This window comes from Aporhodopirellula aestuarii, assembly GCF_023701485.1.
Lineage (GTDB): Bacteria > Planctomycetota > Planctomycetia > Pirellulales > Pirellulaceae > Rhodopirellula > Rhodopirellula aestuarii.
Genome location: NZ_JAMQBK010000014.1, coordinates 102,593 through 122,126 on the forward strand (window position 1 = coordinate 102,593; position 19,534 = coordinate 122,126).

Annotated in this window: 7 protein-coding genes; 1 reads left to right on the forward strand and 6 read right to left on the reverse strand. The window is 54.5% G+C overall.

All coding sequences use genetic code 11. From position 1 onward, the window contains the following. Positions 1 to 52: 52 nt before the first annotated feature. The 5 genes from NB063_RS04435 to NB063_RS04455 all read right to left on the reverse strand — a co-directional run bounded on the left by NB063_RS04435 (position 53) and on the right by NB063_RS04455 (position 15,061). The gene (locus NB063_RS04435; protein WP_250927538.1) at positions 53 to 4,924 is read right to left on the reverse strand and encodes a vWA domain-containing protein; all 4,872 of its coding nucleotides are present in this window, start codon (positions 4,922 to 4,924) and stop codon (positions 53 to 55) included. 240 nt (positions 4,925 to 5,164) lie between these two features. After that, positions 5,165 to 6,505, reverse strand: coding sequence for a hypothetical protein (locus NB063_RS04440; RefSeq protein WP_250927539.1), 1,341 nt, complete (start codon positions 6,503 to 6,505; stop codon positions 5,165 to 5,167). Positions 6,506 to 6,833: 328 nt separating this feature from the next. Further along, positions 6,834 to 12,011 carry a carboxypeptidase-like regulatory domain-containing protein gene (locus tag NB063_RS04445; protein ID WP_250927540.1) on the reverse strand — a complete coding sequence of 1,726 codons (5,178 nt, stop codon included), beginning with the start codon at positions 12,009 to 12,011 and terminating at the stop codon, positions 6,834 to 6,836. A gap of 154 nt (positions 12,012 to 12,165) precedes the next feature. After that, the gene (locus tag NB063_RS04450; protein WP_250927541.1) at positions 12,166 to 13,089 is read right to left on the reverse strand and encodes a DUF6931 family protein; all 924 of its coding nucleotides are present in this window, start codon (positions 13,087 to 13,089) and stop codon (positions 12,166 to 12,168) included. 22 nt (positions 13,090 to 13,111) lie between these two features. Continuing rightward, positions 13,112 to 15,061 (reverse strand): type VI secretion system Vgr family protein, encoded by a 1,950-nt coding sequence (locus NB063_RS04455; RefSeq protein ID WP_261367209.1) that lies wholly within the window; start codon positions 15,059 to 15,061, stop codon positions 13,112 to 13,114. Between the two features lie 476 nt (positions 15,062 to 15,537). On the opposite strand from NB063_RS04455, the gene NB063_RS04460 reads away from it, so the two are divergent. Further along, positions 15,538 to 16,662: a hypothetical protein gene (locus NB063_RS04460; RefSeq protein WP_250927543.1), complete on the forward strand. Its 1,125-nt coding sequence runs from the start codon at positions 15,538 to 15,540 to the stop codon at positions 16,660 to 16,662. 150 nt (positions 16,663 to 16,812) lie between these two features. Here NB063_RS04460 and tssH read toward each other — a convergent pair whose 3' ends face one another. Further along, positions 16,813 to 19,518: a type VI secretion system ATPase TssH gene (gene tssH, locus NB063_RS04465; RefSeq protein WP_250927544.1), complete on the reverse strand. Its 2,706-nt coding sequence runs from the start codon at positions 19,516 to 19,518 to the stop codon at positions 16,813 to 16,815. Positions 19,519 to 19,534: the final 16 nt, after the last annotated feature.

A 19,534-nucleotide genomic window follows, 5' to 3' on the forward strand; every position in this document is an offset into this window, starting at 1 on the left:
TGACTGTCCGATCGGCCTGTTGCAAACTTCGCGAACAAACCCACGCAACTCGCTACCGCGTGGCAACCGGGATAACGGCGTCATAGTCAGTAATTTCGATATCCACGAATTCATCTTGCAATTGCCACGCTCCCGACTTGGCCGCGTTCGATACGGAAAAGTGAATCGCGGCCGGCGCACCCGTGATCCCGGATCGCGCGTCCATATCGAGGTGAAAGACATGCTGACCAACACCGTTGGCGACGTCGAAGTAGCGCTGCACCTTGGTGAGCACACCATCATCGTTCGCCAAACCGATTCGCAGGGGCGTCATGCCTGTCGCGTTCACATCATGAACTTCCAAGATGCGTAGCGTCTTCCTACTTCGCGAAGCGTCGTCCTCCTCGACAGCCATTCGATACACGACACCTTCAATTCCCGGCACCACCGTATCTTGCGAGTAAGAATCGGGCGATCGTAAGACCTCGGATAGCAAGACCGACTCAGTCGGTTGCGTCACCTCATTTTTGCACCAAAAACGCACCCTGGCACGATCAGCTTCGCGGGGCCAATGTTCCGCAGTCCACTGCAAAACCGGAACCGGCTCAAATGGCTGGAAGTGAGCGTCATAAAAATAATAGCTGTTGGCGTCTTCACAGATCGGCGTCACTTCTAGCCAAACTTCCGTTGGACGTCGCGTCCAGACTTCATATTGTGCTTGTATCGAAACGCTTAACGTAAGACTCGCGTCATGACGAACGGGACGATGCACGCGACAAACGTAGCCCGTCTCCCGGCCGTACTGGGTAACCAAAGGGACCGTCGTCGGCGAGTTGACGTCATAGGGAATGCTACGAATCTGCGGACGATTGGTTGCAAGCAGTTGAAGCCATTGCCCATCGTAGAGATCGATTTCGGCGGTTGCATCGCGAAATTGAACTATCGCGGGCGTTACCGTCTCGCGTTGCGTGGAAAGCCGAATGGATTCGTTGAGCAACCGCTGTTGTTGTGACAATTCATCGCCGGGTCGGTTGGCCGCATCGCCGACTACCGTGTACGTGCCCCCGCCTAGACGACTTTTCAATAAATTCAGCAGGTCACGGCCGTTTGACGCCGTGCGATAACTGCCGTCACTCGCTTGCGCGATTTGTTCGAAGGCACGCTTCGCTTCCACACGCTCATCCTTCTCGACCCCAAAACCAAGAATGTGGACTGGAATCGAGCTCTCTTGCACGAGGTCGACAACGCTTGTCAGACTCGTCGGCGCGGTCTCCGCAGACCAACGATCCGAGGGAGTGAATTGGTAATTGACTCCGTCGGTGATCACCACAATGCTCTTGTCCGTCTCCCGATCGTCCTGCGTGAACGCGGCGATCGCCTCCATGATGCTCAGATACAGAGGCGACTGTCCCCAAGGCAGCAACCCGTCAAGCCGAACAGCAAGTTTTGCGGCTTCGGTACTGTCAAATCGCCCCAACGACAAGACCGACTCGACATCCGTACTCGCCGAAACGTTGTCGGGGATCGGCAATACATACCGGGGTTGTGTCAGCAGTCGCACAGGTGATGATTTACTCCACCCGATGCGGTGTCCGAAAGCAATCACACCCACCCGCGTTGAACCTTCACGAGCGAGTTCGTCGAGCATTCCGGCGAGCGTGCTTTTCGCGACTTCGAGCTTTGACAGAGCACCGACGCCCGGCCGTTCACTTGGGGCCGGATCTGACATGCTAGCGCTGCAATCGAGCACAAAAATGATGGATGGTTGCTGACGCCCTTCACCAAACAGCGTCAGACGGGCACTTCCATACTCTTGGGGTTCATACGAGAACTGCGTCCCTTGACCGGTGCTGATGGTCAAAGGCGCATTGAACTCCAGCCCGCGGAAAAACGTCGTCAGCTGGACTCTCCCCTCAATCTCCTTTGAACGCTCGAGCGATACCGAGACGAGAGGATAAGAGTCTTCATCAAACGGGAATTTGATGCGGCACGTGTTGGGATGCCCATCGCGATCGGTTGAAGGATGAGTATCTTGAACGTCCATCCGTTTTCCCGAACGCGAACGCACAAACACCGTGGCAAGTCCGGGGGCCAATTCAATACCGGGCATCATCGGTTGCAGTTTGGCGTCTATTCGCACGTCACCCAAACCTGGTGTGGGACTGCTATCCTTGGCCAAACTGGATACACCACCCATCGCGGTGAGGCGTTGATTGGTCAGTAGTCGCCTCAGGTTTTCGACCTCGCTGCCTAACACCGGACGAGGAATTGCGATCGACTCTGCGGCGTTGATGTAGTCGTCGGCGACCATTGCAAAAAATGGTTGCTTCGCCGGTTGGCCATTTTCATCGAGCCACTCACCGCCCCAACTATCTCGTAACGACTCAGCCGCCATCCACAGAAATTGCCCGCGTATTCTTTTGAGATGCTCGAACTGCAATAGATCGACGGCGCTCTGCGGAAACCATAGACCTGAGGCGGATCGGACGTGCTGCTCGCGGCTTAATCGAGGTTTGCCGTCTGGATCCCCGATGGACTCTTCGACCGATGCCGAGTCAACGCGAGCAAGCGATGCACAGTCCAGCAGATACCGCCTCATCTTTTGATTAACGGTCTCAGCAATCTCCACCGGCTTGCCGACCGAAGCGAGCACGCCCACTCTCAAACGATCTTGCTCAAGACTGGCAATCGAGCTCGCTACTTGCGGTGCCCAAGCAAGCAACGACAGGATGTGCTCTTGCAACTCCTCTTGGGTTCGAGCATCTTCGGCGTCGGGGATTTCGTCTAACTGTTCGTATTGATAGAGCAGCTGGATCTTCGAGTCTTCATATCGCCCAATGAGCTTTTGACGTGTTTCACTGTCTATGAGCGGAGTTGCGAGCAACGCGTGCATTTCACGCCACCGAGCGACTGTCACATCCGGCAGATCAATCAACGCTTCGGCATGCAATTTCAATGTCGCACGCAATGCTTGGTGACTCGCCGCAACGTCCCGAGAGTAGCGAACGATTTCATTCAATGCTGGTTCGCTTACATCCGAACCGGCGAGCAGCAGGTTCAGCTGCAACACACGTTCTGAAAGTTCCACCAGCGATAGTGTCGGGTTTCGCAGATCGATAACCGCGGTGGCCGCGTGAGTTTGTAACCAAGGGTCAGCGAGCCATTGTCCTAAATAAGGAAGCTCGTTGTTCACCTCGTCCGCGATCCGAAACGCTTGTGTCAAAGCGACCTGCTTTTCCACGATACGACCTAGCAACTCACTGGCACGGTTCGTCTGTGTCACGAGCGCCGCATCTTCACCGTTCCACAGCGTGTCTTCGCAAACACGAATCGCGTCAAATGCCTCGGATAGATTTGCACGCAATCGCTCGTGAACTCGCGGATCTCCGAAAGCTTCGCCTTTCATGCCGGCCGCTAACCGCATGCCACGCTGGCGTAGGTTTGCGACAACAGACAGCGGCTTATTGCGTGACCATTGATTCAACGTGTCTGCCGCATACGAAATCTGGAGGTACTGTAACTCCGTGTATCCGTGAAGCCGATCACTCAACGTCGGCCAGATGAACTCGTCGCCGCTGGCTTCCCGAATGGCTTCGCTGATCGAACCACGCAGATTTTCCGCCTCAACGGGCGTGATGCTTCCGATCGCTTGCGCAGCTTCGACGCTGTGGGGTTTGGACAGGGGTAAAAAATGAGGCTGATCCCATCCCAGGTTCGCCCATTGTTGAGAGAGGCTCCCCCAATCGCTTCGGGACAACGCTTCCAACTCAGTCTTTAATTCCGCGTACAACTGAGCTGCCTCCGAGGACAACGATGAATCCGCAGACCGCAATTGCTCCAGCCTCAATAATTCCTGTTGTAAGTTGCGAAAACGAATCGGATCTAAACGCAGAAACGGAGTCGATTTCAATTGATCCAACGTCTTCCACAACTCCATCACATCGGACACTTTGACGCGTGACTCGCTTACTAGAGACGAAAGCTTGTGGTCGGAAAGTCGCTGCACTACCGACTGATGAATCGAAATCGTCAAGTCGACATCGCCCGCCGAGCCTACATACAGTTGCGGAGTTTGATTTTCGCCGCGGTTTGTTTGCGACCATGACTGCACGCGTGACGAAACAAACTGGTGAAGCCTGCTGGCCAATATCGTTGCTTCGGTCGAATCGCTATCACTCGCTTGTCCCGCCAATCCTTGGGCGAGATTCAGAGCGAACGTTGATCTTGGCCATGCGATTTCGCCCGGAGCAGAGGAGGTCAAGATAATCGAGTTCGAATTGCCTTCTTCTAGCAACTGACTCGCGCTTTCCACGAAGTCGTTGTAAAAAACACCCAGGTCCCAATCGGTTTGAACGCGCGCACAATCAAGTATGACAAGTCTCTTTGCGTTCGGGGGAAGAGACTCGTCCATCACGTCAAACAGTTGCTGCACGCGAATCCACGTCGTTACGTCGTGAGGATTGGCGGTGGCGGGGACGATACACGGTTCCCCAAGGTCGTCGACCAAACCGATTGCATTGATATAGAAGATGCAGCATCCGCGACGTTCGACCTCGTCAGCATGCTGCTTTAGCAGCTTCGCAAATTGTCCTAGCCCCGCTGCAACCGATTCCCAATTCGACGGCGTCTGGTAGAGACTAATCGTCTCGCCATCAAGTTGCTGGAGTAGCTTGACGTCCTCCTGCGCCCACGGGTTGACGGGAAATGGAACGGCGTAATTCGATTCCACCAAGGCAAAGCACGGCGTCTTGTCAGGTGAGTAGGGCAGCAAATAGATCAGCCCACCCAACAATCCAAACGCAACCACCGACCAAACAAAAAGCCTCACCGACCGCGTGGCCGACTTACCGCTCACTTTCGTGTCGTTTGAAGACGAGTGCCATTGATGTGGCGACACCGTCGCCGTGTTCGGTTGTTGGTTCGCCCAGTTGGTCTGTATGCTCATCGAGCCAGCGGTTCCTCAATTCGGCTATTTTCGTCGAGAGCACTGCAAACGTTGCCAAGACTCCATCATCAGACGGAGGATCACGCCCAGGCGAAGGTCGATACGACGACCACACCGGGCGTTTGGACCAATGCTTTCGATCAAATCCAAACTGATCTCGGCAGCAGGATTGTCATTAGATCATAAACCGTATTCCGCCCGCGGGCACGGCATTTTCCCCAACAACGCAGGCCAATTCGTCTATTGGTCCGCACGCGACAAGACTCGCAGCAGGTACCAGCGATGATCACGCGTCAAGATCGGGCTGGTCTTTCCAACGGGCAGCTTTTTCAAATACGACTGCTTCTCATTCCATCGAATCTCGTCCACTGATGTCAATTCAAATCTGCGGACCGAAATTTCGTCAGCGGTGAACTCCGGTTTTTCCAAATCCTTGCCGTCAGCTTTGGATTTGAGGAAAACCATGATCTGCCTCGCCCGCTCGACGGAATCGAACTCCTGGGGATCAATCGTGATCTCCTCCCACGAAACCTTCATCTGAGACGGTGGACGGGTCCATGCCACGGCGATCGCCGGCGTTTCTTTTTTTGACCAGACTGCCGGCTTGGTGATCGAAGTGGGGCGTTGGCTCGAACTGCCGACTCCCGACCGCGGATGAGCCGATTCTTCGACGTCCGGCAGACGCTGAGGCGTGGCAAAATCGACGGCTCCGATCTGATGGACATCGAGCGAGCCCGAATCGCCACCAAGACTACTCGCTACGGTCCCGCCCGGGACGGGATCCGCCCCGACTTCGGCCGCAGGATCCGTTGACTCCTCAGGGCCTTCTTCCGGTCCCTCCTCGGGAAGTTCCTCGATCGAATCGTCACCGCAGCAACCGCACAATGCGAGCCGTGCCTGGCGGCGAACTCGCTCCGAAGGCTCGTCAAAACAGCCGTTCTTGTCGATATCGTAGGCCACTTTCTTCAGCTTTTTCCGAACCGCTGATCCGCAGCAGGCATCGGCCTTGCAGAAAACGCATGCACTGCCAACCGTCGACCGGATTCCCTTCGCGGCTTCAAATCGAACGGCCTCGGTGCAATCATCCAACGCCGCCAACAACGCTTCTTCCACATCCGGATAACATCCGCCACAGCCTAAGCTGGCCAAGTATTGAATTCCTTTGATCTTCTGCTGGGCGGCATCTTCCTCCGCCTTCACCTTCGCCGCCACTTTGACCGCGGGGCTGGATTGCTCGCTGAGATTCGCAGGATCGGTGATCGCAAGGAGCGGAGGTGCTCCTTCCAAACCTGGAAAACGACCTCCCAATTTGTATTGAAAATGCTGCACGCTACCGACAACGCAGCCCGAAACACTTTCGAGAATGTGCGTCACACCGGTCAGGTCGAGCAAGTTGGGAACCGGCCGTGCGGGGCCCGGCGCAGGCTGAATCGCCACAATCGTGGTGTCTGCCAAATTCGCGCTCGTTTGCGGGACGATCGGCGTTTCCGTGGGTGCAGGCGGAACCATGGCGCAACCCGCCGCTGAAATCAGCAACGCTAACGAAGCGAATAGCGAAACGGGTTGACGAGTACGACTCAATTTTCAACGAGGCTCCACCAGGTACATATACAGACGCCACGTACCGACTATCGTCGTATCGGTAAAGCCAACTTTAGCGAATACAACGATTGTCCATGCCCTAGCGGGTTCCCCGGGGGCATGCTCGGGGGCCCCGCTGAACCAGCGCACCTAGCCGCGGATATTGCACGCGATTCGTAGGCCGTAACGCATAAACCATTGCCAAGCCGGAACTACGGTCGCAAATCGATTGATTTTGAAAATAACAGAATGTATTTCGAGCAAATCAGGTTGATGCGGATACGGCAGGGTTTTTCGCGACCTCGGTCCGGCCTACGCAATACCCTGGCTAGTGAGCGATCAACTGAAGCCGAATTGCTTTGCCCGGTTTTGGGATCACCCTGATCTCTTGCTCGGCAAAACGCGGCCTGTTTCGAGCGAGGCCGACGACGCGAAGCGAATACGCGCCGGGAATCACACTCGGAAAGACAAACTGCCCTTTTTCGCTCGTCGTGGTCGCAAGAGGAGCCGGTGGCAGCTTCGTAGGAGTTTCTGCTGAATCACCCGCTGCCTTCTTTTCGGTTAGCAACGGCGTTAGCGTCACTTTGGCCGATCCCAACGGCTCATGATCGTACGTGACCGTCCCACTGACCGTATTGGCTTGCGCAGCGAGCGGATCGGCGGCCGTCTCCGTTACGATTACAGGTGTTGGCACAACGGGGCCGGTGTTTCCTGCCTTGTCCGTTGCCCGCGTCAAAAGATCGTAGCTGCCTGGCCGAAGCTCTTTGAAAGGAACCTCGGCGACCCAGCGAAGCAGATCGTCTTGCTTGCCCTCAATCGGTTTGGCGTCTTCCGAGAAAGTTCCCGTGAAGGTGCTGTCGACCAAAAACTCGACCATCGCCACACCGCTGAGGTCATGATCATCCGCAACGGCTCGCACTTGGATCGTTCCATCAACTACAACCATCCGATCCGGCACCAATTCAACCTTCGTAATTGTTGGCCCTGCGCTGTCTAAGATGACTTCGAGTGGCTCGCTCCACAACTGCTTCTCGCCCGACACCAACTTTGCCAAAACGTTGGCTCGCAGATTGCTCGTACGGTGAGTCGGAATTTCCAATGCGAAATCGCTAACGCTCGTTTGAATGACCATTCCGGAATCCGCTAGCTTCGTGACCAGATCCACCGAACGATCCGACAGCAACACGGTCGTGTTTTCATTCCGGAATTCACGGTCGCGATCCATGTCCAATCCGACCTCAATGAAATCCTGCCCGATGTTCTGCAAAGGAAAGGTTCCCACGGGGGAGTCGATTTCCAGATGGACCGGAATGCTTTTGGCCGCTGCCCCAAACACGGTCCCAGCCAAGGGCGACTTGATGCGAATGTCGAATCGTTCGCTCTGCTTATCGAAGGACGTAGTGGAGGTTTCGCAGGGTATGCGATAGGTGAACGCGCGTGGATATCCATCGACATCGATCACGACTTCCGCCCATGAGCTGGACGAAGGAACAATACTCGATAACGTCGCCACAAAATCGGGTGCCCCTAAGACACCAGTCAATGTTGCCGCGTTTGCCGCACCCGAAGCTTGAACGTGCACACTCAGATTGATTCCACCCTTCGGCACGATCGCGTCCGAAACAGCCGCGACTTTCACCGACAACTTGCGAGTTTTGGCATCGTAGGACAAACTCGGACGAACAAATCGTCGTGGTCGTTGAACAGCGATCGCGATCCGTCGAAAAATCGATTCACCGGTCACGGGGTCTTCGATCCAAAGCACGCTACCGAAGTCGCTCTCAAACGACAACCACTCGGGAGACTCGCCCGCTGATGGATCCGCCCCCGAAGGCGGAGCAAGTTCGGTCACGTCGGCAGCATCCGGTGAGACAGGCGGGGCGGCAAGCAAACTCGTTAGCGGATTAGCCTGATTCGGTAAAATGGATACGCCGCTTCGTTTGACAACCACTTCCGTGCCCCCAAGTGCCTCAAGCACATCCGCCCCGCGTTCGGCGCTGACGGAGCCGGCGGGCAATTCAAGTTCAACGGCTGACTTGATCGCTAACAGCGTCAAGTCAACGGTTTGAATCGATGTGTTCTCACTCAACAGAGCTAGGTCAAACGAAGTCTCGCGGTTCGGTAATGGATGCAGCAACAGTCCGTCTTGCAGCGACGTCGCCAGCTCACTGGGGCCTCCGGCTATCAACCTCATCGAAGGCGGAGCCGGCAACATGACGTCGGTCTCATGGCGAACATACGCATCTGCGGAGATGATTTTCGTGATCAGCTTTGTTGTCCGCCCCACCGGTTTCTTGCGCCGCACCTTGAACACGATCGGTTTGGGCGAATTGATCTCCAAAATCATCGAAGGCTTGATATCGGCCTTCGAGGGATCGACCGGATACTCCGCAGCCTCACCTAACGAGGATGCCATTTGAAGCAAAGCCTTCGTTTGATTTTGCGGATCATTGTTCGCCGCCGACCATTGCGATTTCACCTCGGCCTGCGTTCGCATTGACTCAAGTGTACGCAAGAGCGACCAGCGAGACTCGACGTAGGCTGAATCGGCAGCTTGCACTTCCAGCAACGACTCGTCGTAATCAAGCACAATCCAAACCGGATGCGGCGAATCGGCGAACAAACGCATGTCGAGCGTCAGCGTCGATTCCGGTTGTGTCTCGAGAGAAACCGCCCGCGGCCCAGAGATCGAAATGCGTTGCCTCGATTCGGTCGTAACCGGAGGTCCAACCTTCGACGCATTGATTTTGCTTCTCGTTTCCGTGACGGCTTGTTTGATGCGTTGGAATTCGGCGTCACTCGCGTCCCTTTGCGCCAGCAAAAGCTCGTCATGCGCTAAAAGGTACTGATCGTATTCCTTCGCCGCGGTGAGATAGTCGAAAATAGGTTTCGAATTCAGCAGCGGAAGGTCACGCGAGTCGACCAAGCCAACTGCTCGGATTGACGAATCGAGCAGATTTCTGGTCGTTGCGTAACTATCGAGAGTCTGAAGACCGCTGCGTAGATCGAATGCTCGGTTGATCGCTGATACACGTTCGACATATCCATCAGCTAAACTTTCATACCGTTCGAAGATCTCAACATCGGAATCGAGAAACTTCAAATGCCACTCGGCCGCAAGGTTCAAGCCACGCGTTTTCAATTGCAGCAGCCGCAGTTCGATGGCGGCGTTTTGCTGAAGCTGCTCTTGTTTGCGACGTCGCGGCTCGTCTGACGGAGTCGCCACCGACTCCTGGACTTGAGAATCGAAGTCTTGCCAAAAGTTGACATCAGCCTTCGGCAACATGGCCTCGATTTCCGAGCGTCTTTCAAAAGACACCGCGATCGACCGCGAAAGCAACTCCAGCGTGGCCAGATTGGGTGGCGTCTCCCCAACGGCATGCGAAGCGATATTCTCGGCATCCGTCGCAATGCGAAAGTGCAGCGGCGAGAGTTCGCGCATCGTGCCGGCAAGCAACTCAATGTCTTGCTTCGCTATCGCACTATCCAAACGCTCCAGCCGATCGATTAAACGCTCCAGATCACTTGCCGACAAGAAGTTCGCGCGGGTATCGCCTGCGAGATCGATGCGCAAGGTGAGGTAATCGGGCAACCTCATCAGCAATTCAGCCCGCATGCGTTTGGACATCTCAATCAACTGCAAATCATCGATGACGTCCTGATACTGACGACGGATGTCCTCAAAAACCTCCGTCACGAACTGTCGCCAATCGTCGCGTGTCCGATCAAACAACAATCGCTGCGCGAATAAATTCCGTTGGCCGGTAGCGAGCACTCGTTCCCGCAGGCCCCCGTGGTACGCAGCCAGATATCGTTTCGCTTCGTCAGCGAGCAACTGAGTCGAAACAGCATCTCGAATTAGTGATTCGTCGAGTTCCCGTTCTGCAGCCAAACGATAGAGCAGCCTTGTCGCCTCATCGCCGTCAGCTTGAGGGAGCGGATTCGCATCCACCCACTTTCGGATCGATTGATTATCATCGGCGATCAATGAAGTGATCGCCGCGGACCTGGAGCGTGCCTGAGCGTTCCATAATATTGAGAAGTGAGCCACTTGCGGATCGATCGATTCCGGCACCTGCTCGCCATTGGCCAGTCGCCTCAATGCAAAGTGCATCCGTTGAATCGCATTTTTCGTTTGCCGCTTTTCAGCCTGGACTGAGGGCTTGACGAGCGCTTGCTCATACCAAAAGAGTTGCTGGCGAATTGAACACCAAAGACTGGGGGCGACATCGATCGGACGTGGAGCGTCGCCTGTATTGAGTTGTTCGATGATTGCCCAACTATCGGCGATCCGTTGTGACGTTGTGAGTTTGGAACTGTTTCGAAGGCCGGCCCCCGCTTCGGGTGGAACCGGTTCGCCGTCCAAAGGCTCGACCGCGGCGTCCTCTTTCTCCCCGGAAACCAAAGCCCCCGCTTCCTCTTCTGCCTCGCCGTCACTCTCCTGGACCGTCTCCTCTGGCGTCGCCCCGGTTGATTTTGGCTCAGCGTTAAGAACATCACTTGAGTTTGCTGACGCGTCGTCAGATTGTTCTCTTTGACGCGACCTGACCACATCGGATATCACACTCGCCGAACTCTCTGGATCGAAGCCCGCAGTCGACACAATTTGTGGAAAGACGCGCCCCAACAAATCACCACCTCCCCAGACCAACTCGGGAGTTTGAACGAATAAACCTTGCGACCGCAGCGATGAACTCTGCATCACCTGCCGCGAAACATATCGGTGCAATTCACCGATATCCACACTCGTGCTCTGATCGACGTCTGCATGCCCTGCGAGACCACGATCAAACCAAAATCGAAACAAAGATTCTTTGAGGGCCGGAGAACTTTGCGCGTATTGCCAGTCGCGATGCGAAGTCAGCACCCACAAATCGTCGCGCCCGCTCTTCCCAACCAATTCTTTTACCGATGACATAAACCGACCGGGAACTTGGCCAAGTCTCACATCGTACGTTTGGTCTTCCGTCTCGAAGACCAACAACTTCACACTCGCTCTTAAGTTCCCAATGCGCCGCAAAATATCAGCAACGGCGTAAACACCCTGACCGGGATTCGCAACATTGAAGTCGCGACACACAAGGACAGGCTCGCCTGCGATCACCATCCCTCTGGCACGAACGTACAGAACGAGCGAGTCAGAATTCTCAAAGCCGTGCACTTGGAGCGTACGAAGAAAGCCTGACAAGCTGGCGGGTGACGAGAGTTCGTCGAGTTCGAACTGACCTTGCTGAGAAGGGAACAGCCCTAAAAACGGATCGGTTTCGCCCGTAAAACTTCCCATTAATGGCAGTCCGCTCTCGGGAGAATATGCCGTTTCGCTTACTGCGGCCCAGTACGTGTTGGGATGCCAGAATGGCGATAGGCTGAGATAGACAAGAAGTCCGATCAATCCAAAGCCGAAGACCGTGACGAAGACTCGACGTGTCAGCCGACGTACTCGAGAGGGTGCACGCTGCGATGGGTGCCAAGGTTGCCTCAACAACTTTTCTTGATTGCTTTCCATTCAGACCACCATCACTCAGCTGCAATTATCTTAGGAATCAGACCCGCCACTTCGGATCGAATATTTACTCCGTGATGATCTTCGAAAAAAGAACGAACACCCACCGATTCGATGTTGCAATTCGCCATTCGGCACGCACGAAACCGCAGCTAGGTTAACTCGGGGCCACACACGACGGCAATGCAAATTGTTGGGTCCAGGGCTCTTTGCCGTTGGCAAGCATTTCTGACATGACGGAATGAACGTTTGGCGGATCGCAATAGCCGGCCACCATCAAGGCTCCCGCCACGAGGGCTCCGCACAATCGCTCATCCGGCTCCACCGGGTCAACGTCTGGATGTCCGATACCGCCCCCGCTCGTAAACGCAGCATAGGCGATTAACCCTGCTGCGCCACCGCCGGCCGCTTCCGAGGCCGCTTCCGCGGCCCGGCGCGTCTCGTCAGATGGATCTTTCACCCAATGCTCGGCCGCCTCCAAGGCGGCGAGATCGAGCGTTTTCATGCTCAGCTTGGACTCCAAATTCCGTACGCAAACACACGCCCACCAAACCGCGTGAATTCTAGGTAACGTATTCGCTCGCAAACGTAACGCCGGAAAATACATCTCGGTCTCGGTCAATTCGGCAATCAACGGTTCGACATCTTCGTGACGCAGAGCGATCGGTGTCACATCGTCATCCAGGTCCAGGTGGCCACACAGGTCCACCATCGTCATCGCGGCCGCGATCTGTGTTGCCTCGGCCGCCAAATCCTCGGACGCCTCGTCGTGCTGAGTTTCGACAGCCCCCTCGACAGTGACGGCAAATGTAGTCCGGCTGACGGTAATCGTGTCACCGGTCATGATTCGACCTTCCTGCACAGCCTGTCCATTAACGAGCATAGGTGCATTGGCTCTCGCAATCACACGGCACTCGCCTCCGCGACAATCCATTTCAAAATGAATCGCTTCTAGGCCGCGATCATCCGCCAACCGATAGTCAGCGTGGTCCGTACCACCGATGGTCGCACGCTGACCTCCGCGAAGCTGAATTCGACGTCCGATCCCTGGGCCACGGACAACTTGAATCAGTGCAATCATGTATACCCTACTCCGTAATGCGTCAATTAATTTTCAGAATTGCACCACTTAGCTTTAACGTTGCCGCACCTGACACGTCAGCAATCGCACCACCTATTTTGACTTGCGCTTGCGCCGCAATCTCAACTTGCGGAGAACTTATGGTTATCTTCGCTGGTTCGATTTTGATGCTGCTCGCACCCACCTTCAGCTCAATGACCTGTCCCGCTTGCGTGACATGTTTGCCAACGGGAACTTTGATGGTGCGGTTGCCGAGTTTGATCTCAATCGACTCGTTACCTTTCTCGACCACGGTGTCACGGTTGCCGCTCTTCACCGTGATCGTTTCATTTCCTTGTTCAACCGTCAGGGTGCGATCGTTGAAAACCTCGATCGTTTGATTCCCTTTGTCCTTTTTGTCTTGCCCAATCTTGATCGTCGCATCATTCTCGACGATTTGTGTGAAGTCTCTTTCCGCATGAAGGTAGATTTCCTCCTCATCCGCCTTATCCTCAAACCTCAATTCATTGAAGTTTTTAGGCTTTCCTCCCTTTGTCGAACGTGACTTGATTCCACTTTGCGTTTGATTGTCGGGAAGGTCGTACGGTGTCGTTTGCTTGGCATTGTACACGCGTCCGGTAATCACTGGACGATCCGGATCCCCGTCCAAGAATTCGACCAACACCTCCTGTCCGATTCGAGGAATATGCACGGAGCCCCAGCCCTTACCGGCCCAGGTATTGCTAACGCGAATCCAGCAAGAACTATTCTCATCGTTCTTACCCTCGCGATCCCAAGGGAATTGAACTTTGACGCGTCCATACTTGTCGGTCCATATCTCCTCCCCGGACTTGCCGACCACCACAGCCGACTGAGGCCCCGAAACAATTGGACGCGGTGTAGTGGAGGGTGAGCGAAACTGGTCCGACTTCTTCATGGCTTCGAAATGCGTTTCGAATTCATTCGCACCGCCAGAAAAAACTTGAATCTCCGATGACACGATTCGGACGATCGAACTGGTAACTAGGTATTCAACTCGATTCTGATCCGTGCGAGGATGATCCTCCATCTCAAAGCAGGAACCAGTAACCAGCGTCACTTCATTTCCGACACCCATGTACCGATTGTGATCCGCCTGATACTCCTCCGCTCGCACTTTTGCCAATTGTGTTCCATTCCCAACCTCGGTGTATCGACCGGGAAAATCATAACGCTCAAACTTTGCGAGCTTATGTCTTCGAGTCACGTTCGCCCTGGCGGTAATATCCGCCTCGGGTTTCTCAAAGTCGTAATCGCCAATCGTGACAGATGTTGAATGCAGCTGGCTTCGGAAGGTCCACGACGAAATATGCTTTTGTTCGGCAGGGGCTTCACCGGGACGACGAAACGGAATGGGATTCATCCCTTTGATGGTCGTGTGACTTGCCGAGTCGTCAACTAACACCATCGTGTGTTTCTTTTCCTCATGCACGAAGTAGTAATAGATCCCCTCCTCTTCAAGCAAACGACTAACGAAATCGAAATCCGATTCGCGGTACTGCACACAGTAATTCCGCTTCGGATGCTGCTTTGTGAGCGACAATTTGAAATCCGTGAAGCCGTGCGTCGTTTTAAAGATATCGCTAACGATTTCGGGAACCGTTTTCGCTTGGAAGATCCGGCTGTCGGTTGTGTGATTGAGGAACCAAAGCCAAGGTCGGAGCACGATGTCATAGACGCTGAATTCGTTGTGCACTCCTTGATACGAGATTTCCGAAACTATGCCGTGGATAAATCTTTTCTTGTTCTCGATAGGCTCGTAGTGCAGCGCCAAGGATTCGCCCAGGTACTTGCTGTCATCGACCGAATGATCTTTGCTGAACGCTCGGATGGCACATTCAAAGGGTCGCCCCAAGGCATCCTCGTACCGAAGATTTTCAAGCAACAGGCCATCCTTATCTTCTGATTTGCCCAGAGCCGAAACGATGCGGTGAATGCGTTCCTTCTTTACCATCTGATACGCCAAGCAGTGAGGGATATTTCACATCGGTCAAGCCGAACACTTATTAAACCTATTGTATCAGCAAGGCTCAACCCGTGCCGACAGCATCAACGGCTACTTCAGAGCGAAGTCACCGCGCCCAACTGATTACGCAGCTCCACTGGAATACACCAAGACGGTTCCTATTTAGGTCTGCCGATAAACCGAGTTGCATTGCAAAAAAGTGGTGCTCGGCTCAAGAAACCAGAACGTCTTAATGAGCGAGCGGCTTCTTTTCCATTCGATGCCCCAACACCGATTTGCTGCCGTTTTGCCAGCATAAATCATACTACCCACCAAACGAGCTTACGGGATTTAACGATAAAAGCGAAAAATGCCCTGTTTCGTGATAATGCCGACGGTTCGGAACCTGAACGGAACAACTTCTCAACCATTTCACTCCGATAACAAGATTGTTTGATCCCTTATGTTATTACGCGGAACGAGACATGCTGCGCCACTGCCTACTCCTCATTGCATTCGCTGCGCTGCCTACGGTGGCGATCGCCCAAAGCACCGCGGCAATTGGAGACAACACTCCGAATCGTCCATTCTCAAATGCAATCACTTCGCTTTCTAACGACCGACAGACGAACACCGCCAACACTCGCAGCAGTCGCTTAAAACGATTGCCGAGGATGTACGGTGATTCCCTGCAAACCGGATCGCTTAGTTTCTCATCAGACGCTGGATCGGGATATCTCCAATCGCCAACATGTGGCGCCGCACGCATCGGCGACAACAACTCTCCCATCCCGCAGGATCGCGTCTACTTTCTGTACCAGCACTTTCACAACGCCGTCGATTCGACGTTCGGCCCCAACAGCCGAACGCAGTCGCTTGACCTCTACACTCTTGGCTTTGAAAAAACGTTCTGTAGTGAGCGTTTCTCGCTCGAAATGCGACTTCCCTTTAGTTCGTCACTCGCTCAATCGGATGGAAGTGTGAGCGTCACAAACGACTCGCTTCAAAGCATCACGGGTGTTGCTAAAGCCGTTCTACTCGAAAGTGATGACTCTATCTTCACCTGTGGACTGGGCATTTCGTTCCCCGTCAGCGATTGCTCTTCACAACTCAAAGTCGATGAAGTGACGACAGGCCTGGGCGGACAATCGGCATACTTCTCTCCCTTTGTTGGCTACGCGGCAACATTGTCGGAGCAAACGTTCGTCAATTCGTTTGCCCAGTTGATGATCCCCTCGGGCAGCGAGTTTGTTGAGGTAGCCGATTCTTCAAGCAGCGATCAGGGTTGGTTTCGCCCCGAGGAAGTTCTGGTGTTTGACATCTCGACGGGACTCTGGTTATTCAGAGACGAAAACGCGCCTATCTCGGGAATTGCCGCAATGCTCGAACTTCACTACTCCACCACGCTAGGCGATGATCAGACGGCATCGGCATCAACGTCCGGCAACAGTTTCGACTTCGATCTCCAGCGATTCGACACGCTCAATTTGACTTCGGGACTACATTTTGAAATCTATCGAACCACCGCGCGCGTTGCGGCGGTCGCTCCGCTCCGCGATGACCGCTTCTTCGACGCGGAAATTCATTTTTCGTTGAATCGCAATTTCTAAACGTCGTTCCGTTCCCCGGTTGGAATCGAGATTTTGATCATCCAGCGTTGGACCGCGATTGGTCTTCGCCATCGAGGCGTCGCGGGATGCGATTCGCTCGTGCGGAAACTCGCCCGATAGCGCGCGAGTTCGGTCATATTCGTGTTTCGTCTAATTATCGAATGCGTAAGCGAATTCGCCGTCGCTGACACCGAGATTGACGCGTGAAACCTCGCGACCTTCGGCCGTACGCAGCAAAAGTTCGCGACTGATTTCGGGCAACACCGTGTTGGTTAAAATCGAATCGATCATACGCCCGCCACTCTCCAACTCAGTACATCGGCTCGCGATGAGCGTGATCGCTTCTTCGTCGTAGGTCATTGGGATGCGGTATTTTTCTTGGACGCGTCGCTGAATTCGCCCGAGTTGCAACTTAGTGATCTTGCCGATCATCTCGTCACTGAGAGGGAAGTAGGGGATGGTCACGATGCGACCAAGCAGCGCCGCGGGAAACACACTCAACAGCGGCTCTCGCAGTGCCTTGGCAATCCCGTCAGGCGACGGCATCAATTCCGGGTCGCTGCACATATTCATAATCAAGTCACTGCCGACGTTCGAAGTCAACAGAATTAACGTATTGCGGAAATCAATCCGACGTCCTTCGCCATCCTCCATCACGCCTTTGTCGAAGACTTGAAAAAAGATCTCGTGAACATCGGGGTGTGCCTTCTCGACTTCATCCAACAACACAACGCTGTACGGTTTTCGGCGGACCGCTTCGGTGAGAACTCCGCCTTCACCGTAGCCCACATAACCGGGAGGAGCTCCTTTCAAACTCGACACCGTATGAGCCTCTTGGAATTCGCTCATATTAATGGTGATCATGTTCTGCTCCCCTCCGTACAGCAGCTCGGACAACGCCAGCGCGGTTTCTGTTTTTCCAACACCACTGGGGCCGCAAAACATGAAGACGCCGATCGGTTTGCTCGGATTATCCAGTCCCGCCCGCGAGGTTTGCACGCGTTTAGCAACCATCTCCAATGCGTGACGTTGCCCGATGACGCGTTGATCCAGGTGGGTGGCCATGTTCAGCACGGCATCGATTTCATCTTTGAGCATCCGCCCGACGGGGATCCCAGTCCAATCGGCAACGACGGCGGCAACAGCCTGCTCGTCGACACTCGGTAGGATCAGAGGATTTTCCCCTTGCAGCTCCGCTAATTCGGATTGCAATACGGAAAGCTTATCGAGCAACTGCTGACGCTGTTCGTCGGAGAGTTCTGGCTTGGCGCCGTCGACGTCGTCGGGCGAGTCCTTTTGCAACGCGTCACTTCGCAGACGGGCACGAATTGCGAGTACTTTTTCAACACGCTCCTTTTCGGTATTCCATCGCGACTCCAGTTTCGCCAATTCGGCTCGGAGCGACTCAAGCTTCTTTTCTGCAGCTTCTCGACGTGCCAGTGTTTCGACGCCAATGGCGCTTTCACTCTTGATGATCTTCAATTCCGTTTCATACGCATGGATATTCCTTTGCACGTACTCCACCTCCGCCGGAACGGAATGCTGAGTCATCGTCACGCGGGCACAGGCGGTGTCGAGAAGGCTGACACATTTGTCCGGCAGCTGCCGATCGGGAATGTAACGGCTCGACAGCTTCACGGCCGCTTCGATCGCCTCATCTAAGATTTGGGCTTTGTGATGCTTTTCAAGCGACGCTGCCATGCTGCGCATCATTCGAATCGCCTTCTCTTCGGAAGGCTCGTCGACCTTAACAACCTGGAATCGACGTGTGAGCGCGGGATCCTTTTCAATGTATTGCTTGTATTCCGCCCACGTGGTTGCGGCAATCGTCCGCAGTTCGCCGCGTGCCAGGGCAGGTTTGAGAAGATTCGCCGCATCGCCCGTTCCTTGCTGGCCACCCGCCCCGATCAGAGTGTGTGCTTCGTCGATGAACAGGATCACGGGCTTTTCAGACGACTGGACTTCTTCAATCACCTGCTTTAGCCGATTTTCAAATTCGCCTTTCATACTCGCCCCGGCTTGCATCGCGGCCACATCAAGACTTCGCAATGACACCTCTTTCAAGGGCGGAGGAACTTCACCCGACACAATTCGCTGGGCGAGACCTTCTAAGATCGCCGTCTTTCCGACACCCGCTTCGCCCGTCAGGATCGGATTGTTCTGACGACGTCGCATCAAGATATCAACGATCTGACGAATTTCATCGTCGCGACCGATGACCGGATCCATCTCGCCACTACGAGCTTTCTCGGTCAAATCATGGGAGTAGCTTTGCAGGGCTTCTTGCTTGCCCATTTGCGCCGGTGCCATCGCGCCGCTGGCGACGCCGGGGGCCACGCCGCCTCCGATTTGCCGGCCGTCTTTCGCCGACATATTTTCTTCAGGCGATGAGGACACAATCTCGCGAAAGTTGTCGACAAGCTGTTCGATTTTGATCTTGCTGAACTCACTCGAAATGGATGCTAGCGCGTGAGCCAGATCTCGCGTTTTCAGCAGCCCCACGATGAGGTACCCCGTCCGAACTTGCGAATCGGCGAACATCAGTGTGCCGTACACCCAACCACGCTCAACACCCTGTTCGATATGTGGCGAGAAATCCGATATCGATGTCGAACCGCGAGGAAGCTTATCGAGCGAGGTGGTGATATCTTTCGCGAGCCGACCGGGGTCGATTTGAAAGTGGCGTATGATCTCGTGCAGGTCGGAATTTTCGAGCTGCAAGATCTGGTGAATCCAGTGCACTAATTCGACATAAGCGTTGCCACGCATTTTGCAGAACACGGTGGCAGCTTCGATCGACTGATACCCGACGGAATTGAGTTTCCCGAACAATGTCGCGCGGCTGATTTCAATCATGATGGACCTTTCTTTT